The sequence below is a fragment of the Streptomyces sp. P9(2023) genome (genome assembly GCF_032436795.1).
Lineage (GTDB): Bacteria > Actinomycetota > Actinomycetes > Streptomycetales > Streptomycetaceae > Streptomyces.
Map to the genome: position 1 here is coordinate 136432 of NZ_JAUPWM010000006.1, position 24598 is coordinate 161029.

Below are 24598 nucleotides of genomic sequence, written 5' to 3' on the forward strand. Positions count from 1 at the left end.
GGCTGAGGGCTCCCCGGGCCTCGACCCGGGGAGCTCCTGGCGCGGCCGGCCGGCCATCGCGGCGCGGTTCTGCCACGGTCGGCCGACCGCGCCGACGCATGTCCCGCACGGTCGGCCGTCAGAGCCCGGGGCCGGTGTAGCCGGGGTCCGGGTGCTGGCGGGGCGTGTACCACTCGGTGAGCCCCCACACCCCGAGAGCGAGTGCGGACAGGGTCGCGAGCCCGGCGATCCAGGGGCGACGCGTCGATCGCACGGCCAGCGTCCAGCTGAAGAGCGGTATCACGATGCCACCGAGCACGATGAGCGGCAGATCGACGAAGAGCACGCTCAGATCGCGGGCATGGCCCTCGAACCCGCCGTCGATGCTGAACGCGGCCCGCGGTGCCCACACGAGCAGCCCGGCTATCGCGCCGAGGCCTGCGAGGAGGCATCCGGCGGTGCTTTCGGTCTTCTGGTTCATATGCCCACCACCTGAGTCGTTCGTCCGGGGTCGCACGGGTCGCACGGGTGATGCGGGGTCAGTCGCCGGGTTCGGTGATGCGGCTGTGCAGGGTACGGCGGCGTTCTTCCACTTGGGCTGCTCGGGCGGACAGCGCTACGACCGCTTCGGTCAGTACCGGGTCCGTGATGGCCGGGAACTCCTGGGACACTGCCTCGCGCAGGGTCTCCGGATCGGTCAGGGCGGCCGTCAGCAAGGTCGTCGCCGTCTGCTCGTCCGCCGTTCGCAGTGCTCGGGAGCCGGCCTGGTCGCGGGTTCGGAGGAGGTACCAGAAGGCGGGAGGCAGGGCCACTCCCCCGGAGACAGTGGCCTGGCGGGACTCGTTGACCCGGGAGATACGGAGGGAGTCGTGGCCGTCCAGTTCCCAGAGCAGGGTGCCGTCGGCGGTGTACGCACGAACTCCTGTACGGGTCTTCGACTCGGCCAGGACCACGTCCTCCGCCGCGCCTTCCGGTGGCGACCACAGGCCCCAGGGCTCCTGGCCGGGGCGGTCGATGTCGAAGCGGGCCGTGCGGCCGTCGATGCTCTCCACGAGGTAGTGGTCGGGAGCGTGGTCGCGGTGGCGGGTTCGGAAGAGGATCCGGGTGCCGACCAGGCCGTTCCGGCTGCCCAGCGGGGAGTCGGAGAGGCCGGCGGGGAGTGGTGCCAGTTGGAGGGCCTCATGCGCCAGGGTCATGCCGGTCTCGGTCGGGTCGCCCTCCGGGGTGCGGCCGGGGAAGTCCGGGAGTGGTGTCGCGGCCTGCCGCTCACCGCTGGCCTGGTCCACCGACTCCCAGGGCCGCCTCCCGTAGACGGCGTTGGTCCAGATCGTGGAGCCGTCGGAGAGCTGGAGCTCGTCGCTGTCGATGCCCTCCCGGCCGCCCGGGCGCAGGATCCGGGTGCCGCTGTGCCGGCCGCTCCCGTCCGCGGATTCGAACTGGAAGCCGTACGCCCCGTCGAGGCTGCCGCCGAACGGGACCAGTCCGCGCAGTTGGTCCGGGGTGAACGGCTCCTCGGGGCGGTCGGCCCACACCGCGGTGTCGCAGTAGTTCGGGTTCGGCTTCTCGGTCCAGCTGACGAGGAAGGATCCGCCCACGTAGTGGACGGCGAACATGGTCGCTTCCTGCGGGACCGTGAACCGGCAGGAGGCCCGTACCCCGTCCGGGGCCACGGCCACCGCCCTGTCCCTGCCGAACACCGTCAGCAGCGGCCAGGTGGTGGTCACGCCCGCCACCCCGGGCAGTCGGCCCTCCTGTGGCCCCTCGTTGCTCGCCGCGAAGTCCGCGTACACCGACTCCAAGGCCGGCCAGGCCAGTTCCTCCGGAAGACCGGCCGCCAGGGAGCGTCGGAGCGCGCCTGCCGCGCCCGCCGCGCCCGCCGCGCCCGCCGCGGCAAGGTCGTCCGCGATTCCGGTCAGGGCCGCTGTGGTCGGGGGGTCCAGGAGGAACTCCAGCTTGAAAAGCGCCTCCTCGGCGCCGGCCATGCCGCCGCCCGCGACCGTGTCGATGAGCTTGCCGACCCGGCGGGCCACCTGGCGGGCGATGCCCTCATTGCCCGGGAGCAGCGTCACCGCCGAACCCGGCTGCCGTTCGCGCTTGATGGACCAGTCCGGAAGCAGCGTCGCGTGGACCGTGCGTTCCAGCCGCGGGCCGAACACCGGGTCGGCGGCCAGCGCGGCGAGGTCCCGTCGGGACCGCTCTCCCCAGAAGCGCAGGCGCGCCTCCGGGCCCGGGTCCTCGACCTCGACCCCGGTAGCGAGGCACGCGTCCAGCACGTCCGCGTCGAGGCCCTGGTAGTGGTGTCGCGTCAGGTGCAGGGCCAGCGCGTCGCCGCCCTCCGCACCCATGCGCGGTCCCAGGCGGCCGATCACGTCGAACAGTTCCGCCGGTAGCGGCTGCCGCGCGACACCGCCGCCGCTCTGGGCCGCGTACTGGTACATCCGTACGCAGTTCCCGACCCAGTGGCGCAGCCCGCCCTGCGGCGCCACCCGGCCGGACTCCATCGCCGCTGTCGCGCCCGAGGCGATCAGCATGCGCAGCCACGGCCCGCCGTCGGTGGCGTTCTGCGGGAAGACCTCCACCAGGCCGGCCGCGACCGCGTCCGTGGGCGGGTGAGCCGCGAAGAGCTTGGCCGCGGCGTTCAGCAGGGCGTCCGGTACCGACTTCTCGCGGGTGACGGAGAGGATCGCGCCCACCAGCCGCGCGGCCTCCGCGTCACCCAGACTCGCCTCCTTCGCCGAGGCACGCACGCGACGCACGAGGTCCGACGGGAGGTCCGCAGGCGAACTCACCCAGGCGGTGAGAAAGGCGTCCAGCGCCGCGTGCGCGGCGGTGGGCTCCAACGTCTCGGCGAGGAACCGCTGATGGGCCGCGAACTCCTTCGCCGGCATCGCCCCGCCCTTGGCGAACAGCAGGGCGTTGGCCCGGCGGTAGGCGGCGTCCACGGGCAGACCGTGCTCGGCCTCGGCCGCCCGCGCCGCCGCGTACGCCCGGCCGCCCGGCCGGCTCCCGCCACCGATCAGCCGGTGGCCCACGGTGTCCCAGAACCACGGCAGGTGGGCGGGCGGCAGCCGGCGCGCCCGCGTCGCCATCGCGTCGACGAAGCGGCCGGGCTTGGTCCAGGTGCGGTTGAGTTCGCCCGCCATGGCCGCGACGAGGTCACGGGCCGCGGCGGAGGCGTCCGGGTCGTGGGCGGCGGCCCAGTCCGCGTACGTGGTCGAGGCGTGCGTACCGGCCGTGGGCAACAGGGCGTCGAGCGAGGCGATCATGTGCCCGATCGTCGCACGGCCCACTGACAACGCCCGGGGCGCGGGTGCGGCGCACGGTCGGGTGGCGCGTGGAGGGTGGCAGAGTGGGATGGGGTTGTCAACCTTCGGTGCGCGGTGTGCTGTTCGCCGCGCGCACCCGGCCTTCCTGGCGTCCCTTCGTCCGATCAGAGGATTCCGTCATGTCGCTCAACCGATTCCCCCGTTTCCGGCATCGGTTTCTCGTCACGCTGCCCGCGCTCGCGCTTCTGCCGCTCGCCGGATGCGCCGACTCCCCTGCCCCCGCTGACGCCGCCCCTGTGTTACGAGGCTCGTCCGCGTCGCCACCGAGCGGGGCATCGGACGTGCGGGCGCGGTTCCGGGAGCTGGAGCGTTCGTACGATGCGCGGTTGGGTGTGTACGCGATCGACACCGGCAGCGGCCGGGAGGTCGCGTACAACGACGGGGCTCGATTCCCGTACGCCTCCACCTTCAAGGCGCTCGCCGCCGGGGCGGTGCTGCGCGACCGGTCGCCCCGTGACATGGACCGGGTGATCACGTACTCGCGGAGCGATCTGGTGCCCCCCTCCCCCGTCACCGAACGCCACACGGAGACCGGGATGACCCTGAACGAGCTGTGCGACGCCGCCGTCCGGCACGGCGACAACACCGCCGCCAACCTGCTCCTCGACGAACTCGGCGGGCCGCGTGCGCTCGACGCCGTACTCGAGGAGTTGGGCGACGACGTCACCCGCATGGAGCGGCGTGAGCCGGAACTCAACCAGTGGGCGCCGGGTGCGACGCAGGACACGAGCACCCCGCGCGCGCTCGCGCGGGATCTCCGCGCCTTCGTGCTCGGGGACGTGCTACGGCCGCCCCAGCGCGAGCAGTTGACGACCTGGCTTCGGACGACGACGACCGGCGCGGAGCTGATCCGCGCCGGTGCGCCCGCGGGCTGGGTCGTCGGCGACAAGTCCGGAGCGGGCAGTACGTACGGCACCCGTAACGACATCGCCGTCCTGTGGCCGCCCGGCCGGGCCCCGATCGTCGTCGCCGTGCTGTCCAACCGTCACCGCGTCGACGACCGCTACGACAACCAGCTGATCGCCGACGCGGCCTCGGCGGTCACGCGCGCCCTGAAGTGATCAGAGGACGGTGGCCCGGTGGGTGATGCGGCCGTCGAGGACGGTCAGCAGGACCGGCAGGTCCGCGAGGGCGGTCGCGGAGGTCGTGAGCGGGTTGTCGGCGAGGACGGTCAGGTCGGCGCGGTAACCGACGGCGAGCCGGCCCGCCCGGTGCTCCTCGCCCGCCGCGAACGCGGGACCGGTCGTCAGCCCCTGGAGGGCATCCAGGGCGTTCAGTGCCTGGTCGGGGCGGTGCGGGGGCTGGTTGAGGTCACGGGTGGGGCGGCGGTGCCGAGCTCCCGCCATCACGCCCAGGGGCGGGAAGGGCGCGATCGGCCAGTCCGAGCCGAGGACGACCGTGGCTCCGGACTTCCGCAGGTCGCGGCAGCGCCACGCGCGCGAGGCGCGCTCCTCGCCGAGGCGGCGGGACCAGTTGTCGGTGTGGTCGGCGCGGGTGAAGTCGCAGCAGTGGGTGGGCTGCATCGAGGCCACGACGCCGAGTTCGGCGAAGCGGCGGAGGGTGTCGTCGGGCACGCTCTCGATGTGTTCGATCCGGTGCCGGACGCCGCCGTTCCCGTCTTGCTCGTCTTTCCCGTCTTTCGCGCCGGTGGTGGTCGCCTGGGCCTTCTCGACCGCGTCGAGTACGTGGCGTACGGCGGCGTCCCCGATGGCGTGGGTGGCGGTCGGCACACCGGCGTGGTGCAGCGCGGCGATGGTACGGGTGTAGGCGTCGGGGTCGGGCCAGAAGGCGTGGGTGGACTCGCCGTGGCGGTCGGGGTGTTCGAGCCAGGCAGTGCCGTTGTCGATGGTCCCGTCCATGAACAGCTTGACGCCGTCGACGCGCCACAGTTGCCCGCCGGTGCCCTGCTGCTCTATCAGGGCGCGTAGCCCGGCCTCGTCGGTGCCGGGCTGGCACCAGGGGGCGACGCGGAGCCGCAGGGGCAGGTCGCCGACCGCTTCGAGTTCCGCGTAGAGAGCGAGGCTGTCGCCGTTGGCGTCCATCGCGTGGCCGCCGGTCAGGCCGGTCGCGGCCATGGCCCGCAGGGCGGCAGCGAGGCGGTCGCGGCGTTCGGCGTGGGTGGGCTGGGGCGCGGCGCGTTCGACGAGTTCGCAGGCCGCGTCCTCCAGGAGGAGGCCGGTCGGCCTGCCCTGCTCGTCGCAGACGATCTCGGCGGACTGGTCGAACGTCCGCGGGCCGTCGATGCCCGCGAGTTCGAGGGCGCGGGGGCTCGCGAGGGTGGAGTGGGCGTCGAAGAGCTGGAGGAGTGCGGGTACTCCGTCCAGTACGGGGGCGAGTGCGGCGGCCTCGACCGGATGGTCGCCGAACGCGTTCGGGTCCAGGCCCCAGCCGAACAGCCAGGCACCTGGTTCGAGCGTCCGGACCTCGCGGGCGAGGGCCTCGCGGAGGGAGGGGAGGTCGGTGCAAGCGGAGAGGTCGAGGCCGTGGGTGAGTTCGGCGCCGGACACCGGGTGGAGGTGGCCGTCGGTCAGGCCCGGGGTGACGACGGCGCCCTTGAGGTCGATCACGGTCGTGGAGGAGTCGGCGAGCGCGCGGATCTCGCGGTCGTCACCCAGGGCGGCGATCCGGCCGTCGGCTACGGCGAGGGCGGTGGCCGGCAGGACATCACCCGTGACCGGGTCGAGCAGCCGGGCCGAGAGGAGGACGAGGGAGGTTCGCACTTCAGCTCCAGGGGGTGGGCGGTTGGGGGCGAGGGGTGTGGGGTGTGGGGTGTGGGGTGTGGGGTCGAAGACAGGCGAGTGGGGTGGGGGTGCTGCGGGTTCAGGGGCGGCGGCGCCGGGATGGCGGCAGCGAGGTAGCCGGGGCGGGTCCGGGCAGGGTGGTCTCGGGGGCCGGGCGCGGTGGTCGGGGACGGGGCACGGTGGTCGGGTGCGGGCGTCGCCTAGCGACCACCGCTCAGGCGGCAACCCGGGCGCCAACCCCAGGCGACAGCCTGCGGACGTGAGACCCCGGCGGGGTCAGACCCTGAGGACTCGGACCCGCAGGTCTGACCCCGGGGTTCAGACCCGTGCGACAGCCCTGAGGTGTCAGCCCCTGCGTCAGCCCCCTGCGTCATCCTCGGCATCACCCCTGCGGCATCAGCCCCCTCGGCGACAGCCCGCAGACGTCCCGGCATCAGTCTCCGCTCCGCCGTGGGCGTCAGCCCTGCGACGTCTGCCCGAGGCGGAAACCCCGCAGACACCACGTCCTTCGGGCTAAGCACCGGGGTCGCCCTGCGCATCAGACCCGCGACCTCAGCCCGAGCCGACCAACCCGCAGACACGATGCCCTGCAACCTCAACCCCGACGCCAGCCTCAGCGTCGCCCTGCGGCGTCAGCCCAAGCGGACAGCCCGCACGAAGTAGCCCCCGGCGAAAGTCCCACAACATCAGCCCCCTTCCCCGCCAGCCCTGAGCGTGCCGACAGGCAGGCCCAGTTCTCGTTCTGCCGTCGTGACAGCCATGCGCGTCACCACCTCCGGGCGGTTGCTGCGGTCGGTGTTGGCGTGGGCCGCGAGGCCGTCGAGGACGACCAGGATCTGGATGGCCGTCGCGCGCGGGTCGTCCGTACGGAACTCACCCGAGGCCACGCCCTCGCGGATAAGGCCCTCCAGCCGGTCGTCGGAGGCGAGTTCCTGTTCGGCCACCCGGTCGCGTAGGAGGGGGCGGTAGCGGCTCAGGTGGCGGGCGTTGATCCAGAGGCGGCTGATGTCGTCGTACGCCTCGCCGGTCGACAGCGCGAAGTAGCGCGCCAGGTGCTCCGTGGGTGTGCCGTCCGGCCGGTCGGCCGGCAGCAGGCCGTCGAGCTCGCCGGTCGCGGCGGTGGCGAAGGCCTCGGCGACGAGTTCTTCCGCCGAGGGGAAGTAGTGGCTGATCAGTCCGGGGCGTACGTCGAGCTCCTCGGCGATCCGCCGGAGCGTGACGCACTCCAGTCCTTCGGTCAGGGCGACGCGGGCGGCGGCCTCGACGATCTCCGCGCGGCGGGCCTCGGGAGATTTGCGAACTCGTTTGCGCTGGACGCTTGACGACATACCGGTGATGCTATTGAGTGTGCGACCAATAAGCAAGCAGGTGGGCACAACACGCATCCGGAGGGCCTCATGGCTTCCCCCATCCCCGACCCCCGCCCCGGCGCTCAGGCCGCACACATGACGCCGTCGGCAGCCGCCGACCGGCCGGGCCGGGTCGAGGTCCACGGCATCGACCACATCCCCGACGCCGAGCGTCACGGGTACCCCCGTGAGCTGTTCGCCGTCTGGGCGGCGGCCAACGTCAACTACCTGAGCCTGGTGGTCGGCGGCGCCCTCGTCCTCATGGGCCTGAGCCTGTGGCAGGCCCTCGCCGTGATCGTCGCGGGCAATCTGTTCTGGCTGCTCACGGGCGTGCTCGCGATGTCAGGACCGGCGGCGGGCGCGCCGAGCGAGGTGATCACCCGGGCGATGTACGGGGTCCGCGGCAACCGCGTGAACAACGCGGTCACCGGCTGGATGATCTCCGTCTGCTACTTCGCCCTGAACCTGGCGGCCGCCGCGACCGCGGCCTTCGCCCTCGTCGCGAAGACGGGCCTGCCGGCGAACACGGCCGTGAAGATCGCCGTCGTGCTCGTCATCGCCGGGATCACCCTGACCATCAGCGTCTACGGGCACGCCCTGATCGTGAAGCTGTACCTTCCGATCACGCTCGCCCTCGCCACGGCATTCGGCGTGGTGGCCTACGCGGTGCTGCTGCACGCCGACTTCGGGTACTCCCCCGAGGCGCGGCTGAGCGGCGCGGATCTGTGGGCGACGGTGCTCGCGGGCGTCACGCTCATCGCCGCGGGCCCGCTGTCGTACACCACCAGCGCCGACTTCTCCCGCTATCTGCCGCGTACGGCGTCGCCCCGCGCGGTCGCCGGCTGGACCGCGCTGGGCGGGTTCCTGCCGAGCGTCGCCGTCTGCTCGCTGGGGGCGCTGGCGGCGACGGCCGTCGACATGACCGATCCGCAGACCGCGCTTGAGCGAATCCTGCCGGGCTGGTTCACGCCTCTCTTCCTGCTCGCCTTCGTCCTCGGCACGATCGCGATCAACGCACTCACCGCGTACAGCGCCGGTCTCGCTCTCCAGGCGGTCGGCATCCGGATCCGCCGCTCCTTGAGCGTGATCGTCGACGGGGCCGTCGCGTCGGGGCTGACGCTGTACGCGCTGCTGGTGTCCAACTTCCTCGACACCGTAAGCAACGTCCTCCAGCTGACCGTCGTACTGCTCGGCCCGGCGACCGCCTTGTACGCCACCGACGTCGCGCTGCGCCGCAACCGCTACGACGGCCTCGCGCTGATGGACGAGACGCCGGCCAGCCCCTTCTGGTACTCGGGCGGGGTCAACCTGGCGGGTGCGCTCGCGCTCGGGGCGGGGGTCGGCGCGGCCGCGCTGTGCGTCAACACGCTGTACACCGGCCCGATCGCGGCCGCCTTGGACGGAGTGGACCTCGCCCTGCCCGTCGGCATCGCGGTCACCTCTGGCTGTTACGTGCTCCTGTACGCGCTTCTGCGGCTCGGGAGCGGTCGCCCGTCCAAGCCGTAGGCGCAAAGGAGTTACCCTTGCGGGTAATAGGCAAGAAGCTATTGCGGTCCTTACAGCCGCTGCCTCGGAGGCGGACCCCTTCATGCGCCTGTTCATCCCGGACACCCGCCCCCAGCGGGTCATCGCCGCCTCGAACTTCGTCAACACCGTGGGAAGCGGGCTGTATTTGACCGCCGGGGTGCTGTACTTCACCCAGGCGGAGGGCCTTTCGGCCGGGCCGGTGGGGCTCGGGCTCGGTATCGCCGGGGCCTTCTCGCTCGCCGCCGGGATCGCCGTCGGACGGCTCGCCGACACCCACGGGGCGCGCGGGGTGTACGGGGTCACGCTCGCCGTCCGGGCGGCGGCGACAGGGGGCTTCCTGCTCGCCGACACCTTCTAATTCGTAAGTAATTAGAGGTTCTGGATCTCTGATGGCCCGGGGCGGCGTGTTCCGCTCGGGCAGGACGTGTGTGGTCCGGTCGGTGCCGTGGTGACCCCTACGACACCTCCGACCGTGCGAGGTCTGTAGAAAGACCGGTGGCGCTGGGTGCCGGCCGGTCCTCGCACGTTCTGCCCTCACGGGCCCGTCGGGTTCGGGATCCTCGATGGATGAGCTGCCGCACGGTGACGCGTTCTTCCTCACGAGCCTTGAGCTCTGGACACGGCGTGCGCCCGTGCGGTCCGGCGGTGCCGCGCACGGCTGATGAGGTGGCGGACCTGAGAGTCCTGGAATTAGTGCGCCGTGCGGCCCCGCGTGCTCGCGTTCGAGAACAGCACCGGCGAAAGGGCGGGGTATGGACGTGTTCTGCGGGATCGACTGGGCGGAGGGACACCACGACGTCGCGATCATTGACGACACCGGCAAGCAGCTGGCCAAGTGCCGCATCAACGACGACCTGGACGGCTACGAGCTTCTGCTGGACCTCCTGGCCGAGCACGGCGACACCGCCGAGGCACCGATCCCCATCGCGATCGAGACCAGCCGGGGCCTGCTGGTCGCCACGCTGCGGACCGGCAACCGACAGATATTCGCGGTCAACCCGATGGCTGCCTCCCGCTACCGTGACCGGCACGGCGTGAGCCGCAAGAAGTCCGACCCCGGCGACGCCCTGGTCCTGGCGAACATCATCCGCACCGACATGCCGATGCACCGGCCGCTGCCCGCCGACAGCGACCTGGCCCAGGCCGTCGCCGTCCTCGCCCGCGCCCACCAGGACGCGGTCTGGAACCGGCAGCAGATCGCCAGCCAGCTCCGCTCACTCCTGCGCGAGTACTACCCGGCCGCGCTCGATGCCTGGCACGAGAAGGCGGGCACCCTGACCCGTCCCGATGCCCGCAAGATCCTCGCAGCGGCGCCCACTCCCACGCTGGCGGCTCAGCTGCCGACGTGGAAGCTGCGGCTGATGATGACGAACGCGGGCCGCAAGCGCGGCATCACCGAGGACGCCGAACGCCTCCATGCGCTGTTCCGTCAGGCGGCCGCCCGCCAGCTGCCCGCGGTCGAGGAGGCCATGGGCATCCAGGCGAAAGCTCTGCTGACCCAGCTCAACGCCGCCTGCAAGGCCGTCGACGAGCTCGCCAAGGCAGTCGAGCAGACCTTCCGCGCCCATCCCGACGCACCGATCATGCTCAGCTTCCCCGGCGTCGGCGCACAGGTCGGTGCCCGCCTCCTGGCCGAGATCGGTGACGACCGAACCCGCTTCGCCACCGCCGGCGGACTGAAGGCATACGCGGGCGCGGCCCCCATCACCCGGGCCTCCGGCAAACGCAAGTACGTCGGCCGCCGGTTCGTGAAGAACAACCGGCTCAACCACGCCGGGTACCTCTGGGCCTTCGCCACCCTCACCCACTCGAAGGGCGCCAACGCCCACTACAGACGACGACGCGAGGGTGGGGACTGGCATGCCCAGGCCCTGCGGCACCTGTTCAACCGGATGCTGGGACAGCTCCATCACTGCCTGCTCAGCCGCATCCACTTCGACGAATCCATTGCCTTTCCTGCAGCAGCCGGCGCTGCTGCCTGATTGCCCAATCCGCTGGGTGCGTCTGGCGAGGCGACTTGTCAGTGGCTGCTGCTAGCTTCCGCTGCACTGTCGGAACGGATGCAGAGGCGGAGCTGTCGTGGGTGCGTCGGGGTGGGAGTACTACGTTCCTTACCAGGAGGATCTTGGAGCGGCCTTGGATGCCCTGAGGCAGAAAGTCTTCGAGGAGCAGCACTACTACTGGGATCCCTGGGGCCAGGACGACGACGATGAGGCCAGGGTGCGACCGTCAACGCTCGACCAGTTGTGGGAAGACGAGCAGGTTCAGGAAGAAGGGACGCACTCGATCCTGGACATGCACAGGGTGTTGCGGCCAGGTGAGGATCCTGACTTTGGCACCGTGCAGCCCGTTCAGCCCGCCGAGGCTTACAGGATGGCCGGGACCGACCGCCTCACGCGGGCACATGTGCAGGCCGTAGAACCGCTTGCCAGTCAACGCTGGTTCGGCAGATGCGCGGTCCTGCACGACGCCCAGGACCGTCCGGAGGAGATCTACTTCTGGGGCTTCTCCGGTGACTGAAAGGCCCTTGCCGACCGGCGCTTGAGAAGCCTGTCGCTTGACGGCTTAACCGCATGAGGTGTCCTACTGTTCGTCCTCGCGGTCAGCACGGCAACGGCGGCACAGGCGGCGGGACTTGCGGCACGGAGCCCGATCATCCGGTGCCATGGGGGGTGACCGGCCGCAGGAGTTCCGCGCGTACCTGCGGTCCGTGACCGACATCGGCATCTCACTGGGCGCCCTGCTGGCGGGCTGGGTCGTCCAGGTCGGCACCCATACGGCGTACGAGCTGCTCGTCGTCGGCAACGCGGTCGCCTTCGCCGCATCCGCCGCCTTCCTGGTCCTGCTGCCGCCGGTCACGCCGCTGCCGGCCGCCGGGGGTTCGCGGTGGGGCGCGCTGCGGGACCGGCCCTACCTGGTCCTCACTGCGCTCGACGGCATCATGGCGATCCAGTTCAAGGTCCTCACCGTGGCCATCCCGCTGTGGTTGGTCGAGGTCGTCGACGGGCCACGCTGGCTCATCTCCGGCTCCATGCTCGTCAACACCGTCATCGTCATCGCGTGCCAGGTGCCGGCCAGCCGCAGTATCGACTCCCCCAGGGCCGACGGGGCCGCGTACCGGCGCTCGGGCGTGGCGTTCCTCGTCTCCTGCGGGCTGATCTCGTTATGCGCCGGTGCGCCGGGATGGGCCGTCGCCGTGCTGCTCCTGACCTCGGGCTCGGTACCGGTCTCGCGGAAGCGGTCGGGCCGAGCCTGCTCATCGCGCTCTGCATCACATGGGGGCGGCCCGGCTGGTACGTCATGGGAGCGCTGTTCGCCCTCACGGGCCTGGCGGTGCGGTGGGCGGGGCGACGGTCGTCGGGCGGGACAGGCGCGGCTCCCGCCGGGGCGCGACCGGCCACGCGGGGGAAGGTTCCGGTCGGCCGCTCCTGACCCGAGTCCAGGGTGGGTCGGGCGGGAGCGGAGGTCAGAACTTCTCCGGCTTGATCAGGGCGGCCACCAGGTAGCCGACCAGGCTGGCGGCCACCAGTAGGCCGACGATGTTCTCCACATCCATGCGTGGCCGACTCCCTTGGTTCGGAGGTTCCGTGACGACGTGTCGCATCCAGACACACCGAACCGCGTCCGCACCGGCGCGCACAGGTTGCTTGATGCCTTCCTGGCGCGCTCGGCGCCGATCCTGACGTCGTACTGACGCCTCACCCGCCGGGCCGCCTACCGGCTGAGTTCGGCCCGCTCGTCCAGGCGCGTCAGCTTGTGCGGGTTTCTCACCACGTAGATCCGCGTGACCTTGCCGTCCTCCACCACCAGGCTCACCGCCGACGGTTCGCCGTCGAATTCGAGCCGGCCCGCGGGCGCGCCGTTGAGCCAGACGGCCGTCGTCCCGAAGGCGGCGACCACGCGGTGTGCGCGGGCGAGGAGGGGCGCCACGAGGTCGGCGCCGTGGATCGGGGTCAGGGCCGCGGCCACCTGCCCGCCGCCGTCGGTGATCAGGACCACGTCCGGCGCCATGACCTCCATCAGCTCCTGCAACCGTCCGGTGTGCGCATGGCGAGCAGGAACCGGTCCACCACGGCATGCTGTTCCGACGGGCTCACCCGCACCCGGGGCCGCCGGGCCGCCACGTGCTCGCGGGCCCGGCGGGCGATCTGGCGCGCCGTGGCGGCGGTCCTGCCGATGGCGTCGGCGATCTCGTCGTACGGCAGGTCGAAGACCTCGCGGAGCACGAACACCGCCCGTTCCGTCGGCCCGAGCGTTTCGAGGACGGTGAGCATCGCTATGGAGACGCTCTCGGCGAGTTCGACGTCCTCGGCGACGTCCGGGCTGGTCAGCAGGGGTTCCGGCAGCCACTCGCCGACGTACTCCTCGCGGCTGCGCGCCATGGAGCGCAGTCGGTTGAGCGCCTGCCGGGTGACGGTCCGCACGAGGTAGGCCCGCGCGTCACGCACCTGCGCCCGGTCGACGTCGGCCCACCGCAGCCAGGACTCCTGCACCACATCCTCAGCGTCGGCGGCCGAGCCGAGCATCTCGTACGCGACGGTGAAGAGCAGGTTGCGATGGGTGACGAACGGGTCCTCGGTCATGCCGTGGCCGCCACGGCGGACGGCTCGGGACGCGCGGCGAGCGGGATCTCGCAGGCGTCGGAGTAGCCCTGCGAGGTGATGCCGAACGCCGTGTTGGACCGGGCCGCCAGGTTCGCGAAGCCGACGTAGGCCGTGAGTTCGACCAGCGCCTCGGGGCCGAGCGCGTCGAGCAGGCGCGCCGACAGTTCGTCGGTGACGGTCGTCGGGGTGTTCGTCATGGCTTCGGCGTACGCGAGGACGTCACGCTCCAGCGGGGTGAAGAGCTCCGACAGTCGCCAGCGCGGCACCTGGCTCGCCTTGGCCGGGTCGAGGTTCCGGTTCAGGGCGAGGAAGTAGTTGATGTCGAGGCACCAGCTGCAGCCGATCTGGGCCGCGACCGCCATGTGCGCGAAGCTCTTCAGGCTCGCGTCGGCCGCCTCCCACTCCCCCACCCGGGCCGCGAACTCCTGGTTGGCCAGGGTGAGTTGAGGATGGTTCCAGAGCACCTCGACGGGTTCCGGCACGGAGCCGAGCTGCTTGATCATGGTGTCGCGGAGCTCGGCGGGGAGCTCGGCCTTGGGGACGCGGAGCGTCATGGTGGTCTCCCTAAGAATGTGAGGCGGTCCGGGAGGACCGGGTGTGGCTGATGGTGGGCTGCCGTTGATGGCTCGAGAGGAATGGCCGCCCGGTCCTCCGGGACGCTCCGACCACTGATTGAGAACTGCGGTCATCGCTGGTTAGGGACCTGTCGGCGGGGTGTTCTTCGGACCACGGAAGTGCTGGTCACGGTGGAACGGAGCTTCGGGGTTGAGTACGCGGCAGGCGCGGATATGGGTCGGTATCGATGCCGGCAAGGGGCACCACTGGGCGGTGGCGGTCGATGCCGACGGCGAGACGGTGTTCTCGACGAAGGTGATCAACGACGAGGCCCAGATCCTCACCCTCATCGACACCGCACGGGAACGAGCTGATGAGGTGCGGTGGGCGGTGGACATCTCCGGCCGCGCCTCGACGCTGCTGCTGGCCCTGCTGGTCGCGCATGACCAACACGTGGTCTATGTGCCGGGCCGGACGGTCAACCGCATGTCCGGCGCCTACCGGGGCGAGGGCAAGACCGACGCCAAGGACGCCCGGGTGATCGCAGACCAGGCCCGCATGCGCCCAAAGGACTTCGCCCCGCTGGACACGCCGCCGGAGCTCGTCTCGACGCTGCGGGTCCTCACGAACTACCGAGCTGACCTGATCGCCGACCGCGTTCGGCTGATCAACCGGCTCCGTGACCTGCTGGTCGGCATCTGCCCGGCCCTCGAGCGGGCCTTCGACTACTCCGCGGCCAAGGGTCCGGTGGTCATGCTGACCGAGTACCAGACCCCGGCCGCCCTGCGCCGGATCGGTGAAAAGCGGCTGGCGACGTGGCTGGAACGCCGCAAGGTCCGCGGCGCCGCAGCCGTCGCGGCCAAGGCCGTCGAGGCGGCCCAGTCCCAACAGATCGCACTGCCTGGCGAGAAGCGGGCGGCGAAGCTCGTCTGCGACCTCGCCCACCAGCTCCTGGCGCTGGACGAGCGGATCAAGGACAACGACCGGGAGATCCGCGAGACCTTCCGCACCGACGAGCGGGCCGAGATCATCGAGTCCATGCCCGGCATGGGCCCGATCCTCGGGGCCGAGTTCGTTGCCATCGTCGGCGACCTGTCCGGCTACAAGGACGCAGGGCGCCTCGCCTCTCATGCCGGCCTTGCCCCGGTCGCTCGGGACTCCGGGCGCCGCACCGGCAACTACCACCGGCCCAAGCGCTACAACCGCCGCCTGCGCTGGCTGTTCTACATGTCCGCCCAGACCGCGATGATGCGGCCCGGCCCTTCCAGGGACTACTACCTCAAGAAGCGGGCCGAAGGGCTGCTGCACACCCAGGCCCTGCTGTCCCTCGCCCGCCGCCGGGTCGACGTCCTGTGGGCGATGCTGCGCGACAAGAGGCTGTTCACCTCCGCCCCGCCGGTCACGCAGACGGCTTGACTCGATCATTGAGATTCCTCTTGGACTACGTGTGCCTGTCCGGCCTTTCGGCATGAAGACACCGCCGGAGCCACGTACGTGACATGGGGCCGCGCCCCGCAGAAGCCGAGAAGGGGCCCTGCGCCGTCGCGCAGGGCCCCTTCCGGGTGCCGGGTTGGCGGGTTGCCGGCTTGCCGGCTTGCCAGGCTGTCAGGCCTTCAGGGCGGCCGCTCCGAAGGAGACGTCGAAGCGGTCGCACCAGATGGTGACGCTCGTGAAGGCGGAGGCGTCGGTGCCGGGCGGGAGCGGGTAGTTCTGGTCGCCCTTGTTGCCCTTCAGCTTGCCCAGGCTCAGGTACTTGCCGTCGTCGAAGACGCGCCACCCGGCAACGCCCTCCTTGACCGGGGCGTCGGTCAGCCAGACGCGCAGGTCCGGGCCGTTGCTGGTGTCGAGGTCCTCCAGGCGCAGGGTCAGGCTGCCGTCGGCGAGGCGGATGAGCTTCACCTTGCCCGTCGTGGCGTGCTCGTGGCTGATCAGCGTGCCCTGCGCGACCGTCTGCGGCCCCGCCGCCGGATCGGGGGCGCCGGCTCCGGGGGAGGCGGCTCCGGGGGAGGCGGAGGCCGAAGCCCCGGGCGCCACCGTCGGGAGGGCTTCGTCGATCGTCTCGTTCTGCCACAGCTTCCAGGGCTGGAACCAGTAGAGCCCCACGACCCCCAGCGCCACCGCCACCACCATCGCGCCCCACAGCAGCGACTTCCTGCCCCCACGTGCCACGATCGACCCTTCCTCCGTGCTGTTCAGCTTCCGTCCCCCGCATTCCATCGCAGGTGGGGCGGGGTGCGCCAGGTCGGAGCCATGACGAAAGTCTTACGGCGCGCCATCGGGGCGATCCCGGCTCAGAAGGAGAACAGGGGCTGCGGGGTGCCCGTCTCCGCGTACCGCTTGAGCGAGGTCATCAACTGCCCCCAGGTGTAAGCGGAATGGGGCAGGAACGGGTCGTCCGCCTGCCAGCCGGTGTGCCGGAACAGCACGCGGGTCGTGCCGGGCGCGTCGGGGACGTCGGAGAGGTCCCAGGAGATGACCGTGCCGGACCAGTGGGGCGGGAAGGCGCCGACCGACGTCCACTGGACGCGGCCCTCGTCTGCCCGGTCGCGGCGGAGCCGGAACGGTTCCGGTACCTGGGGGAAGTCGAAGAGCAGGGTCTCGTCCTTCCGGTCCACTCCGGTGGTCCACCAGCCGGTGAGCCCGTCGTGGGTGTTGAGGGCGGCCAGCACGGCGGCCCGGCCGGCGTCGATGTCGACCTGGAAGGTGATCCCGGTGATCGGGGGCGTGGGCGTGGGAGTGGCGGACTGGGGTGCTGCGGACATGGTCGTGCTCCTTGTACGTGGGGGGGTGGGGTTGTACCTGGGGGTTGCCCGTGGGGGTGGGTGGCCGCGTCAGACCGTGAAGTACGGGACCGGGCGGCCGCCCTCCACGTACTCCTTCAGGCGCATGAACATGCCGGCCCACCCCATCGTGACCTCGCGGAACATGTCGTCGATCTCCGCGAAACCGGTGTGGTCGAAGCGGACGAGAGTGCCGCCCTCGGGGTGCTCCTCCAGCGCGTAGCGGAGCTTCGTGTCCAGCCACTGCGGCGGGCCGCCCTGGACCGTCTGGGCGAGCAGCTTGCCGTCCTCCGCCTGGTCGACACGGAAGTCCCAGGTCATGGGCGCGCCCGGGAAGGACAGCCGGTGCAGCGCGCCGACGCCCTCGCCGATCTCGGCGGCGGTGGTGAACCAGCCGGCCACGCCTTCCCCGGTGGAGATCGCGCGGTAGACGGTCGCGGGGTCGGACGCGACGTGGATCTGCAGGGCGATGTCGGGCATGGGGATTCCTCGGGTCGGGGGCCGTACCGCCGATCGGACGGCCTTTCGCTTTAGTCAACACTAAAATGACTCCTCCGGTGATCGCAAGTTGCAGTGATGACTAAAATGAGGGCCATGGATGCGGTGAAGGCGGTGGCCGAACCCAGACGGCGCGAGATCCTGCGGCTCGTCTGGGACGCGGAGCTGTCCGCGGGCGAGATCGCCGAGCGGTTCGACGTCACCTTCGGCGCGGTGTCGCAGCACCTCAAGGTGCTGCGGGATTCCGGCCTGGTTACGCTGCGCCAGGAGGGCAAGAAGCGGTTCTACCGCGCGGACCGCGCGAACATGGGCCCTCTCGCCGACTACCTGCAGTCCATGTGGGCGACCAGGCTCGACTCGCTCGCCGCCCTGGCGGAGGCCGCCGAGCGGGCCGAGGAGACTCAGCGAGCCGAAGAGACCGGGCGAGAAGCCGAGACCGGGCGAGAAGCCGAGACCGAGCTGGCCGAAGGGACGGACAGGACGTGAGTGTGAGCGACGGTGTGGTCACGGTCGAACGGCGCATCGCCGCCCGTCCCGAGACCGTCTTCTCCTTCTTCACCGACCGCGACAAGTGGCTCTCGTGGATGGGCGCCACCGGCGAGTTCGTCTTCGAGCCCGGCGGCGCGTACCGGACCAACGTCACCGGCGCGAACGTCGCCGAGGGCCGGTTCGTCGAGATCGACCCACCCAAGCGGCTCGTCTTCACCTGGGGCTGGGCCGAGGGCGGCCTGCCCGTGCCGGCCGGATCGAGCACCGTCGAGATCACCCTGGAACCGACGGCCGACGGCACCCTCCTCCGCCTTCTGCACACCGGCCTCCCCTCGCCCGAGGCGTGCGCCGCCCACGAGCAGGGCTGGATCCACTACGTCGACCGGCTCGCGGTAGGCGCGGAGGGCGGGGACCCCGGCCCGGACGCCTGGATGTAGTCCCGGCCGCTCTCGCCGCCGCCCCCACCCGCGCCGCTCCGCCGGCTCCGGTGCCGCACCAGCGCGCCGATCAGGACCGCCGCACCCGCCACGGCGTACACGGTGGTGCCCACCGCGTACGAGTCGGAGAACGCCTTGCTGCTCACATACTTCGCCGCACCCGCCACCGCGACGAGCAGCCACTCCCAGCGCCCGTCCAGGGCGACGAGGGCGATCAGGAGCAGGGCGTACCAGGAGTAGCCCGGGGTCAGGAGCAGGAAGGCGGTCCCGGTGACCAGCAGCGCGCCGCTCCACGGGCGTTCGGGATCGCCGCGCCGGACGACGTACGCGCAGACCACGAGCATCGCGGCGACCAGCGCCGGAAGGGCCCAGGACGGCGGCAGGACGAGGCGCAGCAGGGCGTAGCGGTTGCCTGCGTCGGCGTCGTCGTACCCCTCCTCCTCGACGTATCCGCCGAGATAGCCGAAGACGGAACCGTCGGAGAGCAGGATGTACGGGACGTACGCCAATACGGTCACGGCCGCCGCCGGTACCAGGATCGCCGCCGCGTCCCGTACCCGTCGTACGCCGGACAACGCACCGGGCAGCACGATCGCCGGCATCAGTTTCACGGCGATGGCGGCGCCGATGAGCGCTCCTCCCGCCACCCTTCGGCGCGCCACGAGACCCAGACCCAGCACGGCGAACAGGACGCCGAGTACGTCGACATGGGCGTTGTTCACCGCTTCGATGGGGACGGCGGGACACCAGGCCCAGTAGGCGGCGTTACGCGGATCGCCCCGGCGGCGCAGGATCAGGAGCAGCGCCCCGGTGATCGCGACGGACACGAGCGCGCCACCGATCTGGAGCGGTTTCAGGCGTGTGCCGTCCGGCGAGAGCACGTGGACGCCGAGGAAGTAGACCTCGGCGACGGGCGGGTAAATGGTGTGCACGGTGGGGCGGTTGAGACGGGTGCAGTGGAGCGTGCCCGGGGCGGTCTCCCTGTCCGGTCGGGTGGCGGCGGGCGGAGCCGGAACAGGAGCCCGGGCCGGGCCTCGGCAGGCGGCGCCGGTCGGGAAGAGCCAGTCGTCGCGCAGCGGCGCCAGGGCGCGGTCGGCGGGAGCGTGGTCGTACGGCGAGATGCCCGCCGCCTGCACCCGGCCGTCCCAGGCGTACCGGTACGCGTCCGTACTCGTCCGCGCCTGGGCGACCAGGCCGGTGGCGGCGACCAGCGCCGAACCCGCCAGGACGAGGACGACCGCGTGCCGGGGCGGCACCTTCCGCAGGGCGAGGACCGCGGCGGCGAAGAGCGCCCAGGAGGCGGCGTACCACCAGGAGAGCCCGCCGGGGTCGGCGTAGTACCCGTCCTGGCGGACGGTGCACACCAGGACCGTGGTGAGTGCGGCGAGGAGCCCGCCGGCCAGGGCGGTTCGAAGAACGATCACACCCCGCAGCCTGGCAGCCGGCGGGGGTGCGCAGGGCCCGGCGCCCCGGCCGTCCGTGTTTCGTAAGGAGTCGATCCGCCCTTCAGGGACCGATGGGCGGTGAGATGGAGCGCATGAAACCGCGCATCCCGCCCCCACCGCTGCCCACGTTCCGCGCCCGCCTCCACGACGCGAGGACGGCCACCTCGATCGGCCGTTGGCTCGGGCTCGCCATGGCCATCTGCTTCGTCACCGGCGTCACCAGCCACTATCTCCAGCGACCGCCGGACTGGCTCGCCGACGTGCTGCCGAGCCGGCCGACCTGGGGGTACCGCTTCAGCCAGGGGCTGCACGTGGCGAGCGGCCTCGCGGCCATCCCGCTGCTGATGGCGAAGTTGTGGGCCGTGTATCCGAGGCTGTTCGTCTGGCCCGCGGTGCGGTCCGTACGGCACGCGCTTGAGCGGCTCTCGGTGGCCGTCCTGGTCGCGGCCGGGGTGTTCCAGCTGTTCACCGGGTTGCTGAACATCGTCGAGTGGTACCCGTGGCCGTTCTCCTTCGTCCCCGTGCACTTCGCCGTGGCCTGGTTGCTCGCGGGCGCCCTGCTGCTGCACATCGTCGTCAAGTGGCCCGAGATCAGGTCCCATTGGGGACGTCGGTCCCCCGGCACGCTGGAGCTTCCCGCCGAGGACGGACCGGACCGCCGGTCCCTCCTGACCGGTGTCGCGGTGGGTGTCACGGCGGTGACGCTGACGACGGTCGGCCAGTCGTTCACGCCGCTGAAGCGGCTGGACCTGCTCGCGCCACGCCACCCGGACCGTGGCACGCAGGGGCTGCCGATCAACCGTACGGCCTTCGCCGCCGGGGTGAGCGCGGCGGCGGCGCGCGACTGGCGGCTGACGGTGGCCGGTCCCCGGCCGTACACGCTGAGCCTGGCCGACCTGCACGCCATGCCGCAGGTCGAGGTGCGGCTGCCGATCGCCTGTGTGGAGGGGTGGAGCGTGGAGGCCGGCTGGACCGGCGTACGGATAAGGGATCTGCTGGAGCGGGCGGGAGCGCCGGCGAGTTCCCGGGTACGGGTGGTGTCCCTGGAGCGCCGGGGCGCGTACCGGGTCATGGAGATGGGCTCGGAGTACTCGGAGGATCCGCTGACGCTGCTGGCACTGCGGCTCAACGGGCAGGAGCTGTCCCTGGACCACGGTTTCCCGGCCCGGATCATCGCGCCGAACCGGCCGGGCGTGTGGCAGACCAAGTGGGTCGCCGGACTGGAGGCGCTGTGATGGTGGGCCGTTATGTGCTGGGCGCGTTGGCGGTCGCGATGATGGGGCTCGGCGCCGTACTCGTGGTGCGCACGGGGACCGTCTGGGAGGTCGTGCTCTGGCTGGTCGGCGCGATCGTGCTGCACGACGGGCTGATCGCGCCGCTCGTCCTCGGCCTGGGCCTGCTGCTCGCCGCCCTGCCGGCGCGCGGCACGGTGCGCGCCGGACTGATCGTCGCGGGTTCCCTGACGCTGATCGCGCTGCCGTTGATGCTGCGGCCCGGCACCGCGCCCAACCCGACGGCCCTTCCCCTGGACTACGTCCGCAACTGGCTGGTCCTGATGGGGGTGGTGGCCCTCGGTACGGGCGCGGTGCTCGGCGTACGGCGGCTGGCTCAGCTGCGGCGCCGCAGCTGAAGGAAGCTGCGGCCCCGGGCCCGCCAGCGGCGCTCAACCCACCACCCGGTGGCGTCGGCGTACGCGGGCAGGGCCCGGGCGCCGACGCGCGCCCAGGGGAAGTCGGCGCCGCGCGCGCCGCGGCCGTCGACGACCCGGACCTCGATCCGCTCGTCGACGTCGGGTCCCGCGGTCTCCACGAGGGCCTGTCCGCCGGGCGCCACCAAGGCGGCGGCGCGTCCGAGGAGGCTGCCGGGGTCGCCGCCGATGCCGATGTTGCCGTCCATCAGGAGGACCGTGCCCCAACGGCCCTCGCTGGGCAGCGGGTCGAAGACCGACCGGCACAGGGCGGATCCGCCGCCGGACACCGTACGGTCGACCGCCTCCGGGCACAGGTCGATGCCAAGGACGGGCCGGCCGGCGGCGGCGAGCGCGTGCACGAGGCGCCCCGGTCCGCAGCCGATGTCGAGGACGGGGCCCTCGCAGCGGTCGAGCACGGTGGCGTCCGCCGGGTCGGCCTCCGCGCACCAGCGTTCGACCTCCAGGGGCAGGAGCCAGCCGTCGGCCCGCCGGAGGAAGAGCGGCCCCTGCCCGGTGCGGAGGGCGTCGCTCCAGGGATCGGCGCGCCAGGGGTGACGGGGTACGGGGGTCTGCGCGTGCTCGGTGACGGGTGGTTCCGGGGCCGCCCGTAGGCGGCGCTCGACGCGCCCCGGCCCGGTCGGCGGGTCCAGCGGGCGGCGGGGCTCCCCCGGCGCCCTCCTGACGTGGAGTTCCTGCGTCTCCGACTCCAGCGCGCTCATCCGATTCCGATCCCGGTCCCGGTCCCGATTCCGATCCCGGTCCCGGTCCCGATGCCGATCTCGGTCATCTCCTGGTGGCGGGCGGCGAAGCGGCTGCGGGGGGCCTTCTCGGCGACCGCGCGGGCGTCGGCGGCCGTGTCGACGTCCCGGAGCGGCGGCAGGTCGCGTACACGGAGGCCGGCGGCGACGAGCCGCGCACGCTGGACCGCGCCGGTCTCCGGTACCGACATGGGCACCCCGCGCAGCAGCGCGGGGTCGGGGGCGGCGAGGCCCAGCGCCCAGAAGCCGCCGTCCTCCGCCGGTCCGAACCATGCGTCGCAGGCGGTGAAGTCGAGTCCGGCGCCGAGGAGCTCGGGGGTCACCTGCGGGGTGTCCATGCCGATCAGCAGGGTGGGACCCGTACAGCCGGCGAAGGCGGCGGCGAGTCGTTCGTCCAGGCCGCCGGGGCTCTGGGCGACGACCTCGAAGCCGTACGGGAGCCAGTCGCCGGGTGTGCCTTCGAGGGCGAGGACATGGCGGTCGGCGGGCGTGTCGAGCGCCGTGGCCAGAGTGTCGGCGAGGGCGGCCTCGGCGAGCCGGGCGGCCTGTCGGGGGCTGAAGGGCGGGGTGAGCCGGGTCTTGACCCGGCCGGGTACGGGTTCCTTGGCGATGACGAGGAGGGTGGTCACCGGTTCGCCTCCAGGGGTGCGTTCGCGGTGGCCATCGGGGTCGGGGCCTCGGACGGGGATTGGGGCTGGGGCTGGGATTGGGACTGGGAGGGCTGGCGCCGGGCCTGGGGCCGGGGCTGGGACTGCGGCGCCTCGCGCAGGACCTTGCGCATGTCGCGTACCGCGTTCCAGGTCCCCCGCCAGGTGCCGGTGACCTTGGACTTTCCCGTACGGGACAGGTACGGGACGTCCCTCTCCTCCACGCGCCAGCCCGCGTCGGCGGCGCGAACCACCATTTGGAGGGGGTAGCCGCTGCGGCGGTCGGTGAGGTCGAGGTCGAGCAGCGCCTCGCGGCGCGCGGCCCGCATCGGGCCGAGGTCGTGCAGGCGGAGTCCGGTGCGGCGGCGCAGCATCCGGGAGAGGGCGAGGTTGCCGGCCCGGGCGTGGGCGGGCCAGGCGTCGCGCGTCTGGGGGCGCCGGCGGCCGAGGACGAGGTCGGCCTCGCCCGCCGCCACCCGCTCGACGAACGGCACGAGAAGACCGGGGTCGAGCGAGCCGTCGCAGTCGCAGAAGCAGACGATGTCCGCGTCGGCGGCCAGCAGACCCGCGTGGCAGGCCGCCCCGAAGCCGCGGCGCGGCTCCTGGACGACGGTCGCGCCGAGGGCGCGGGCGATGGCCGGGGAGCCGTCGGTCGACCCGTTGTCGACGACGATCGCCCGCCAGCCGGGCGGCACCCTCTCCAGGACCCAGGGCAGGGCCCCTGCCTCGTCGAGGCAGGGCAGGACAACGTTCACCGCGTACGTGGTCGCGGAAGGCGAGTCGGTCACGGACTTCACCGTACGAATCCGGAACGGACAAAAGGGATGTGTGAACCTTACGAAACGCGGACATCGCCCCCTTGCCCCACCCCGGACGAGACCGCGTCGCCCGACCGGTGCGAGGCTGATCCCCATGCAGCAGCCTGAACAGCCCACGCGGACACCGCCGCACATCCTGGTCGTGGACGACGATCCGACCGTCGCCGAAGTGGTCACCGGCTATCTGGAACGCGCCGGGTTCACCGTGGACCAGGTGGCCGACGGGCCGTCCGCGCTGGCAGCCGCCGCCGCGCGGTGGCCGGATCTGGTGGTCCTCGACCTGATGCTGCCGGGGATGGACGGCCTGGAGGTCTGCCGGGAGTTGCGCAAGCGCGGCCCCGTGCCGGTGATCATGCTGACGGCGCGCAGCGACGAGGAGGACCGCATCCTCGGGCTTGAGATCGGCGCCGACGACTACGTGACCAAGCCGTTCAGCCCGCGTGAACTGGTCCTGCGGGTGGAGGCCGTGCTCCGCCGCCACACCCTGGCCCCGCGGCCGGGGTCGCTGCTTCGGGTGGGCGGTCTGGAGGTCGACGCGGCGGCCCGCCGTGCGACGAAGAACGGCCGGGAACTGGCGCTGACCCTGCGCGAGTTCGACCTCCTGAGCTACTTCGTGCAGCATCCGGGCCAGGTCTGCGACCGCGAGCGGCTGATGCGGGAGGTGTGGGGCTGGGACTTCGGCGATCTGTCGACGGTCACGGTCCATGTCCGCCGGCTGCGCGGCAAGATCGAGGAGGACGCGGCCCGTCCGCTGCTGATCCAGACCGTGTGGGGCGTCGGCTACCGCTTCGAGGCGGACGGGCGACGCCCGGAGGACGGCGAGGCGAGCGACGACCACCGGCCCGCAGCTACGCCCGCCGATGGGCGCGCCGACGGTGCCTCCGACGAGCCGGACTCCGGCCCGGCCGGTCCTCCGGACGACGGTTCCGACGCGACCACCACGACGGAGGGCTGA

General features: G+C 72.0%; 25 protein-coding genes and 1 pseudogene. 12 read left to right on the forward strand and 14 right to left on the reverse strand.

What is annotated here, in order from left to right; translation table 11 throughout:
- Nucleotides 1-118: 118 nt before the first annotated feature.
- On the reverse strand, nt 119-460 hold the full coding sequence (locus Q5762_RS11505) for a hypothetical protein (protein WP_315891911.1): 342 nt from the start codon (nt 458-460) through the stop codon (nt 119-121).
- A gap of 58 nt (nt 461-518) precedes the next feature.
- The gene (locus Q5762_RS11510) at nt 519-3245 is read right to left on the reverse strand and encodes a hypothetical protein (RefSeq protein WP_315891912.1); all 2727 of its coding nucleotides are present in this window, start codon (nt 3243-3245) and stop codon (nt 519-521) included.
- A 179-nt stretch (nt 3246-3424) separates the two neighbouring features.
- Between Q5762_RS11510 and bla the strand changes: the two genes are divergently transcribed.
- Complete coding sequence (gene bla, locus Q5762_RS11515) at nt 3425-4366, forward strand: class A beta-lactamase (RefSeq protein ID WP_315891913.1); 942 nt, start codon at nt 3425-3427, stop codon at nt 4364-4366.
- On the opposite strand, the gene Q5762_RS11520 is transcribed toward bla, so the two are convergent.
- Together Q5762_RS11520 and Q5762_RS11525 are read right to left on the reverse strand one after the other, a co-directional pair.
- Nucleotides 4367-6025 (reverse strand): amidohydrolase, encoded by a 1659-nt coding sequence (locus Q5762_RS11520; RefSeq protein ID WP_315891914.1) that lies wholly within the window; start codon nt 6023-6025, stop codon nt 4367-4369. It abuts the gene before it with no gap.
- Nucleotides 6026-6732: 707 nt separating this feature from the next.
- A complete protein-coding gene (locus Q5762_RS11525; RefSeq protein WP_315891915.1) occupies nt 6733-7374 on the reverse strand; it encodes a TetR family transcriptional regulator in 642 nt (213 codons plus the stop codon).
- A gap of 69 nt (nt 7375-7443) precedes the next feature.
- On the opposite strand from Q5762_RS11525, the gene Q5762_RS11530 reads away from it, so the two are divergent.
- The 5 genes from Q5762_RS11530 to Q5762_RS11550 all read left to right on the forward strand — a co-directional run bounded on the left by Q5762_RS11530 (nt 7444) and on the right by Q5762_RS11550 (nt 12454).
- The gene (locus Q5762_RS11530; protein WP_315891916.1) at nt 7444-8901 is read left to right on the forward strand and encodes a cytosine permease; all 1458 of its coding nucleotides are present in this window, start codon (nt 7444-7446) and stop codon (nt 8899-8901) included.
- A gap of 82 nt (nt 8902-8983) precedes the next feature.
- Complete coding sequence (locus Q5762_RS11535; RefSeq protein ID WP_315891917.1) at nt 8984-9280, forward strand: hypothetical protein; 297 nt, start codon at nt 8984-8986, stop codon at nt 9278-9280.
- A gap of 394 nt (nt 9281-9674) precedes the next feature.
- Nucleotides 9675-10904, forward strand: coding sequence for an IS110 family transposase (locus tag Q5762_RS11540; protein ID WP_315891918.1), 1230 nt, complete (start codon nt 9675-9677; stop codon nt 10902-10904).
- A gap of 97 nt (nt 10905-11001) precedes the next feature.
- Nucleotides 11002-11442 (forward strand): hypothetical protein, encoded by a 441-nt coding sequence (locus Q5762_RS11545; RefSeq protein ID WP_315891919.1) that lies wholly within the window; start codon nt 11002-11004, stop codon nt 11440-11442.
- A gap of 145 nt (nt 11443-11587) precedes the next feature.
- Entirely contained in the window at nt 11588-12454 is an 867-nt protein-coding gene (locus Q5762_RS11550) for a hypothetical protein (RefSeq protein WP_315891920.1), read from the forward strand.
- On the opposite strand, the gene kdpF is transcribed toward Q5762_RS11550, so the two are convergent.
- From kdpF to Q5762_RS11560, 3 genes and pseudogenes are all read right to left on the reverse strand, one after another.
- On the reverse strand, nt 12389-12526 hold the full coding sequence (gene kdpF, locus Q5762_RS39955; protein ID WP_399494926.1) for a K(+)-transporting ATPase subunit F: 138 nt from the start codon (nt 12524-12526) through the stop codon (nt 12389-12391). The two genes, Q5762_RS11550 and kdpF, sit on opposite strands and share 66 nt — an antisense overlap.
- Before the next feature lie 110 nt (nt 12527-12636).
- Nucleotides 12637-13505, reverse strand: a pseudogene (locus tag Q5762_RS11555) (RNA polymerase sigma-70 factor).
- Entirely contained in the window at nt 13502-14080 is a 579-nt protein-coding gene (locus tag Q5762_RS11560) for a carboxymuconolactone decarboxylase family protein (protein WP_315891921.1), read from the reverse strand. The pseudogene Q5762_RS11555 and the gene Q5762_RS11560 overlap by 4 nt, the downstream one beginning before the upstream one ends.
- A gap of 211 nt (nt 14081-14291) precedes the next feature.
- On the opposite strand from Q5762_RS11560, the gene Q5762_RS11565 reads away from it, so the two are divergent.
- A complete protein-coding gene (locus Q5762_RS11565; protein ID WP_315891922.1) occupies nt 14292-15497 on the forward strand; it encodes an IS110 family transposase in 1206 nt (401 codons plus the stop codon).
- Nucleotides 15498-15686: 189 nt separating this feature from the next.
- Here the strand turns inward: Q5762_RS11565 and Q5762_RS11570 are convergent, their stop codons facing one another.
- The 3 genes from Q5762_RS11570 to Q5762_RS11580 all read right to left on the reverse strand — a co-directional run bounded on the left by Q5762_RS11570 (nt 15687) and on the right by Q5762_RS11580 (nt 17341).
- Nucleotides 15687-16211 carry a DM13 domain-containing protein gene (locus tag Q5762_RS11570; protein ID WP_315892068.1) on the reverse strand — a complete coding sequence of 175 codons (525 nt, stop codon included), beginning with the start codon at nt 16209-16211 and terminating at the stop codon, nt 15687-15689.
- A 161-nt stretch (nt 16212-16372) separates the two neighbouring features.
- Complete coding sequence (locus Q5762_RS11575) at nt 16373-16843, reverse strand: SRPBCC domain-containing protein (protein WP_315891923.1); 471 nt, start codon at nt 16841-16843, stop codon at nt 16373-16375.
- A 69-nt stretch (nt 16844-16912) separates the two neighbouring features.
- Nucleotides 16913-17341 (reverse strand): SRPBCC domain-containing protein, encoded by a 429-nt coding sequence (locus tag Q5762_RS11580; protein ID WP_315891924.1) that lies wholly within the window; start codon nt 17339-17341, stop codon nt 16913-16915.
- Nucleotides 17342-17455: 114 nt separating this feature from the next.
- Here Q5762_RS11580 and Q5762_RS11585 point away from each other — a divergent pair, with 114 nt between their 5' ends.
- The gene (locus tag Q5762_RS11585) at nt 17456-17845 is read left to right on the forward strand and encodes a metalloregulator ArsR/SmtB family transcription factor (protein WP_315891925.1); all 390 of its coding nucleotides are present in this window, start codon (nt 17456-17458) and stop codon (nt 17843-17845) included.
- Between the two features lie 2 nt (nt 17846-17847).
- A complete protein-coding gene (locus tag Q5762_RS11590; protein WP_315891926.1) occupies nt 17848-18285 on the forward strand; it encodes an SRPBCC domain-containing protein in 438 nt (145 codons plus the stop codon).
- Here the strand turns inward: Q5762_RS11590 and Q5762_RS11595 are convergent.
- A complete protein-coding gene (locus Q5762_RS11595; protein ID WP_315891927.1) occupies nt 18222-19709 on the reverse strand; it encodes a glycosyltransferase family 87 protein in 1488 nt (495 codons plus the stop codon). The two genes, Q5762_RS11590 and Q5762_RS11595, sit on opposite strands and share 64 nt — an antisense overlap.
- A 113-nt stretch (nt 19710-19822) precedes the next feature.
- Between Q5762_RS11595 and Q5762_RS11600 the strand changes: the two genes are divergently transcribed.
- Entirely contained in the window at nt 19823-20965 is a 1143-nt protein-coding gene (locus Q5762_RS11600; RefSeq protein ID WP_399494930.1) for a molybdopterin-dependent oxidoreductase, read from the forward strand.
- A complete protein-coding gene (locus Q5762_RS11605; RefSeq protein WP_315891929.1) occupies nt 20965-21360 on the forward strand; it encodes a hypothetical protein in 396 nt (131 codons plus the stop codon). The genes Q5762_RS11600 and Q5762_RS11605 overlap by 1 nt, the downstream gene beginning before the upstream one ends.
- Here the strand turns inward: Q5762_RS11605 and Q5762_RS11610 are convergent.
- Genes Q5762_RS11610 through Q5762_RS11620 form a run of 3 tightly spaced genes read right to left on the reverse strand, consistent with a single transcriptional unit; the run spans nt 21339 to nt 23622 of the window.
- Complete coding sequence (locus Q5762_RS11610) at nt 21339-22139, reverse strand: methyltransferase domain-containing protein (RefSeq protein WP_315891930.1); 801 nt, start codon at nt 22137-22139, stop codon at nt 21339-21341. The two genes, Q5762_RS11605 and Q5762_RS11610, sit on opposite strands and share 22 nt — an antisense overlap.
- Nucleotides 22136-22807 carry a DUF2064 domain-containing protein gene (locus tag Q5762_RS11615; RefSeq protein WP_315891931.1) on the reverse strand — a complete coding sequence of 224 codons (672 nt, stop codon included), beginning with the start codon at nt 22805-22807 and terminating at the stop codon, nt 22136-22138. Before Q5762_RS11615 ends, Q5762_RS11610 begins: the two co-directional genes overlap by 4 nt.
- Nucleotides 22804-23622 carry a glycosyltransferase family 2 protein gene (locus Q5762_RS11620; protein WP_315891932.1) on the reverse strand — a complete coding sequence of 273 codons (819 nt, stop codon included), beginning with the start codon at nt 23620-23622 and terminating at the stop codon, nt 22804-22806. Before Q5762_RS11620 ends, Q5762_RS11615 begins: the two co-directional genes overlap by 4 nt.
- Nucleotides 23623-23737: 115 nt before the next feature.
- Here Q5762_RS11620 and Q5762_RS11625 point away from each other — a divergent pair, with 115 nt between their 5' ends.
- Nucleotides 23738-24598: a response regulator transcription factor gene (locus Q5762_RS11625; RefSeq protein ID WP_315891933.1), complete on the forward strand. Its 861-nt coding sequence runs from the start codon at nt 23738-23740 to the stop codon at nt 24596-24598.

Excerpts from the sequence above, each read along its gene's own strand:
- Q5762_RS11535 (WP_315891917.1), top strand. The coding sequence starts at position 8,984 with ATGCGCCTGTTCATCCCGGACACCCGCCCCCAGCGGGTCATCGCCGCC.
- Q5762_RS11600 (WP_399494930.1), top strand. The coding sequence starts at position 19,823 with ATGAAACCGCGCATCCCGCCCCCACCGCTGCCCACGTTCCGCGCCCGC.
- Q5762_RS11550 (WP_315891920.1), top strand. The coding sequence starts at position 11,588 with ATGGGGGGTGACCGGCCGCAGGAGTTCCGCGCGTACCTGCGGTCCGTG.
- Q5762_RS11625 (WP_315891933.1), top strand. The coding sequence starts at position 23,738 with ATGCAGCAGCCTGAACAGCCCACGCGGACACCGCCGCACATCCTGGTC.
- Q5762_RS11510 (WP_315891912.1), bottom strand. The coding sequence starts at position 3,245 with ATGATCGCCTCGCTCGACGCCCTGTTGCCCACGGCCGGTACGCACGCC.
- kdpF (WP_399494926.1), bottom strand. The coding sequence starts at position 12,526 with ATGCGACACGTCGTCACGGAACCTCCGAACCAAGGGAGTCGGCCACGC.
- Q5762_RS11605 (WP_315891929.1), top strand. The coding sequence starts at position 20,965 with ATGGTGGGCCGTTATGTGCTGGGCGCGTTGGCGGTCGCGATGATGGGG.
- Q5762_RS11530 (WP_315891916.1), top strand. The coding sequence starts at position 7,444 with ATGGCTTCCCCCATCCCCGACCCCCGCCCCGGCGCTCAGGCCGCACAC.
- Q5762_RS11540 (WP_315891918.1), top strand. The coding sequence starts at position 9,675 with ATGGACGTGTTCTGCGGGATCGACTGGGCGGAGGGACACCACGACGTC.
- Q5762_RS11505 (WP_315891911.1), bottom strand. The coding sequence starts at position 460 with ATGAACCAGAAGACCGAAAGCACCGCCGGATGCCTCCTCGCAGGCCTC.
- Q5762_RS11560 (WP_315891921.1), bottom strand. The coding sequence starts at position 14,080 with ATGACGCTCCGCGTCCCCAAGGCCGAGCTCCCCGCCGAGCTCCGCGAC.
- Q5762_RS11575 (WP_315891923.1), bottom strand. The coding sequence starts at position 16,843 with ATGTCCGCAGCACCCCAGTCCGCCACTCCCACGCCCACGCCCCCGATC.
- Q5762_RS11525 (WP_315891915.1), bottom strand. The coding sequence starts at position 7,374 with ATGTCGTCAAGCGTCCAGCGCAAACGAGTTCGCAAATCTCCCGAGGCC.
- Q5762_RS11610 (WP_315891930.1), bottom strand. The coding sequence starts at position 22,139 with ATGAGCGCGCTGGAGTCGGAGACGCAGGAACTCCACGTCAGGAGGGCG.
- Q5762_RS11570 (WP_315892068.1), bottom strand. The coding sequence starts at position 16,211 with ATGGTGGTGGCGGTGGCGCTGGGGGTCGTGGGGCTCTACTGGTTCCAG.
- bla (WP_315891913.1), top strand. The coding sequence starts at position 3,425 with ATGTCGCTCAACCGATTCCCCCGTTTCCGGCATCGGTTTCTCGTCACG.
- Q5762_RS11580 (WP_315891924.1), bottom strand. The coding sequence starts at position 17,341 with ATGCCCGACATCGCCCTGCAGATCCACGTCGCGTCCGACCCCGCGACC.
- Q5762_RS11585 (WP_315891925.1), top strand. The coding sequence starts at position 17,456 with ATGGATGCGGTGAAGGCGGTGGCCGAACCCAGACGGCGCGAGATCCTG.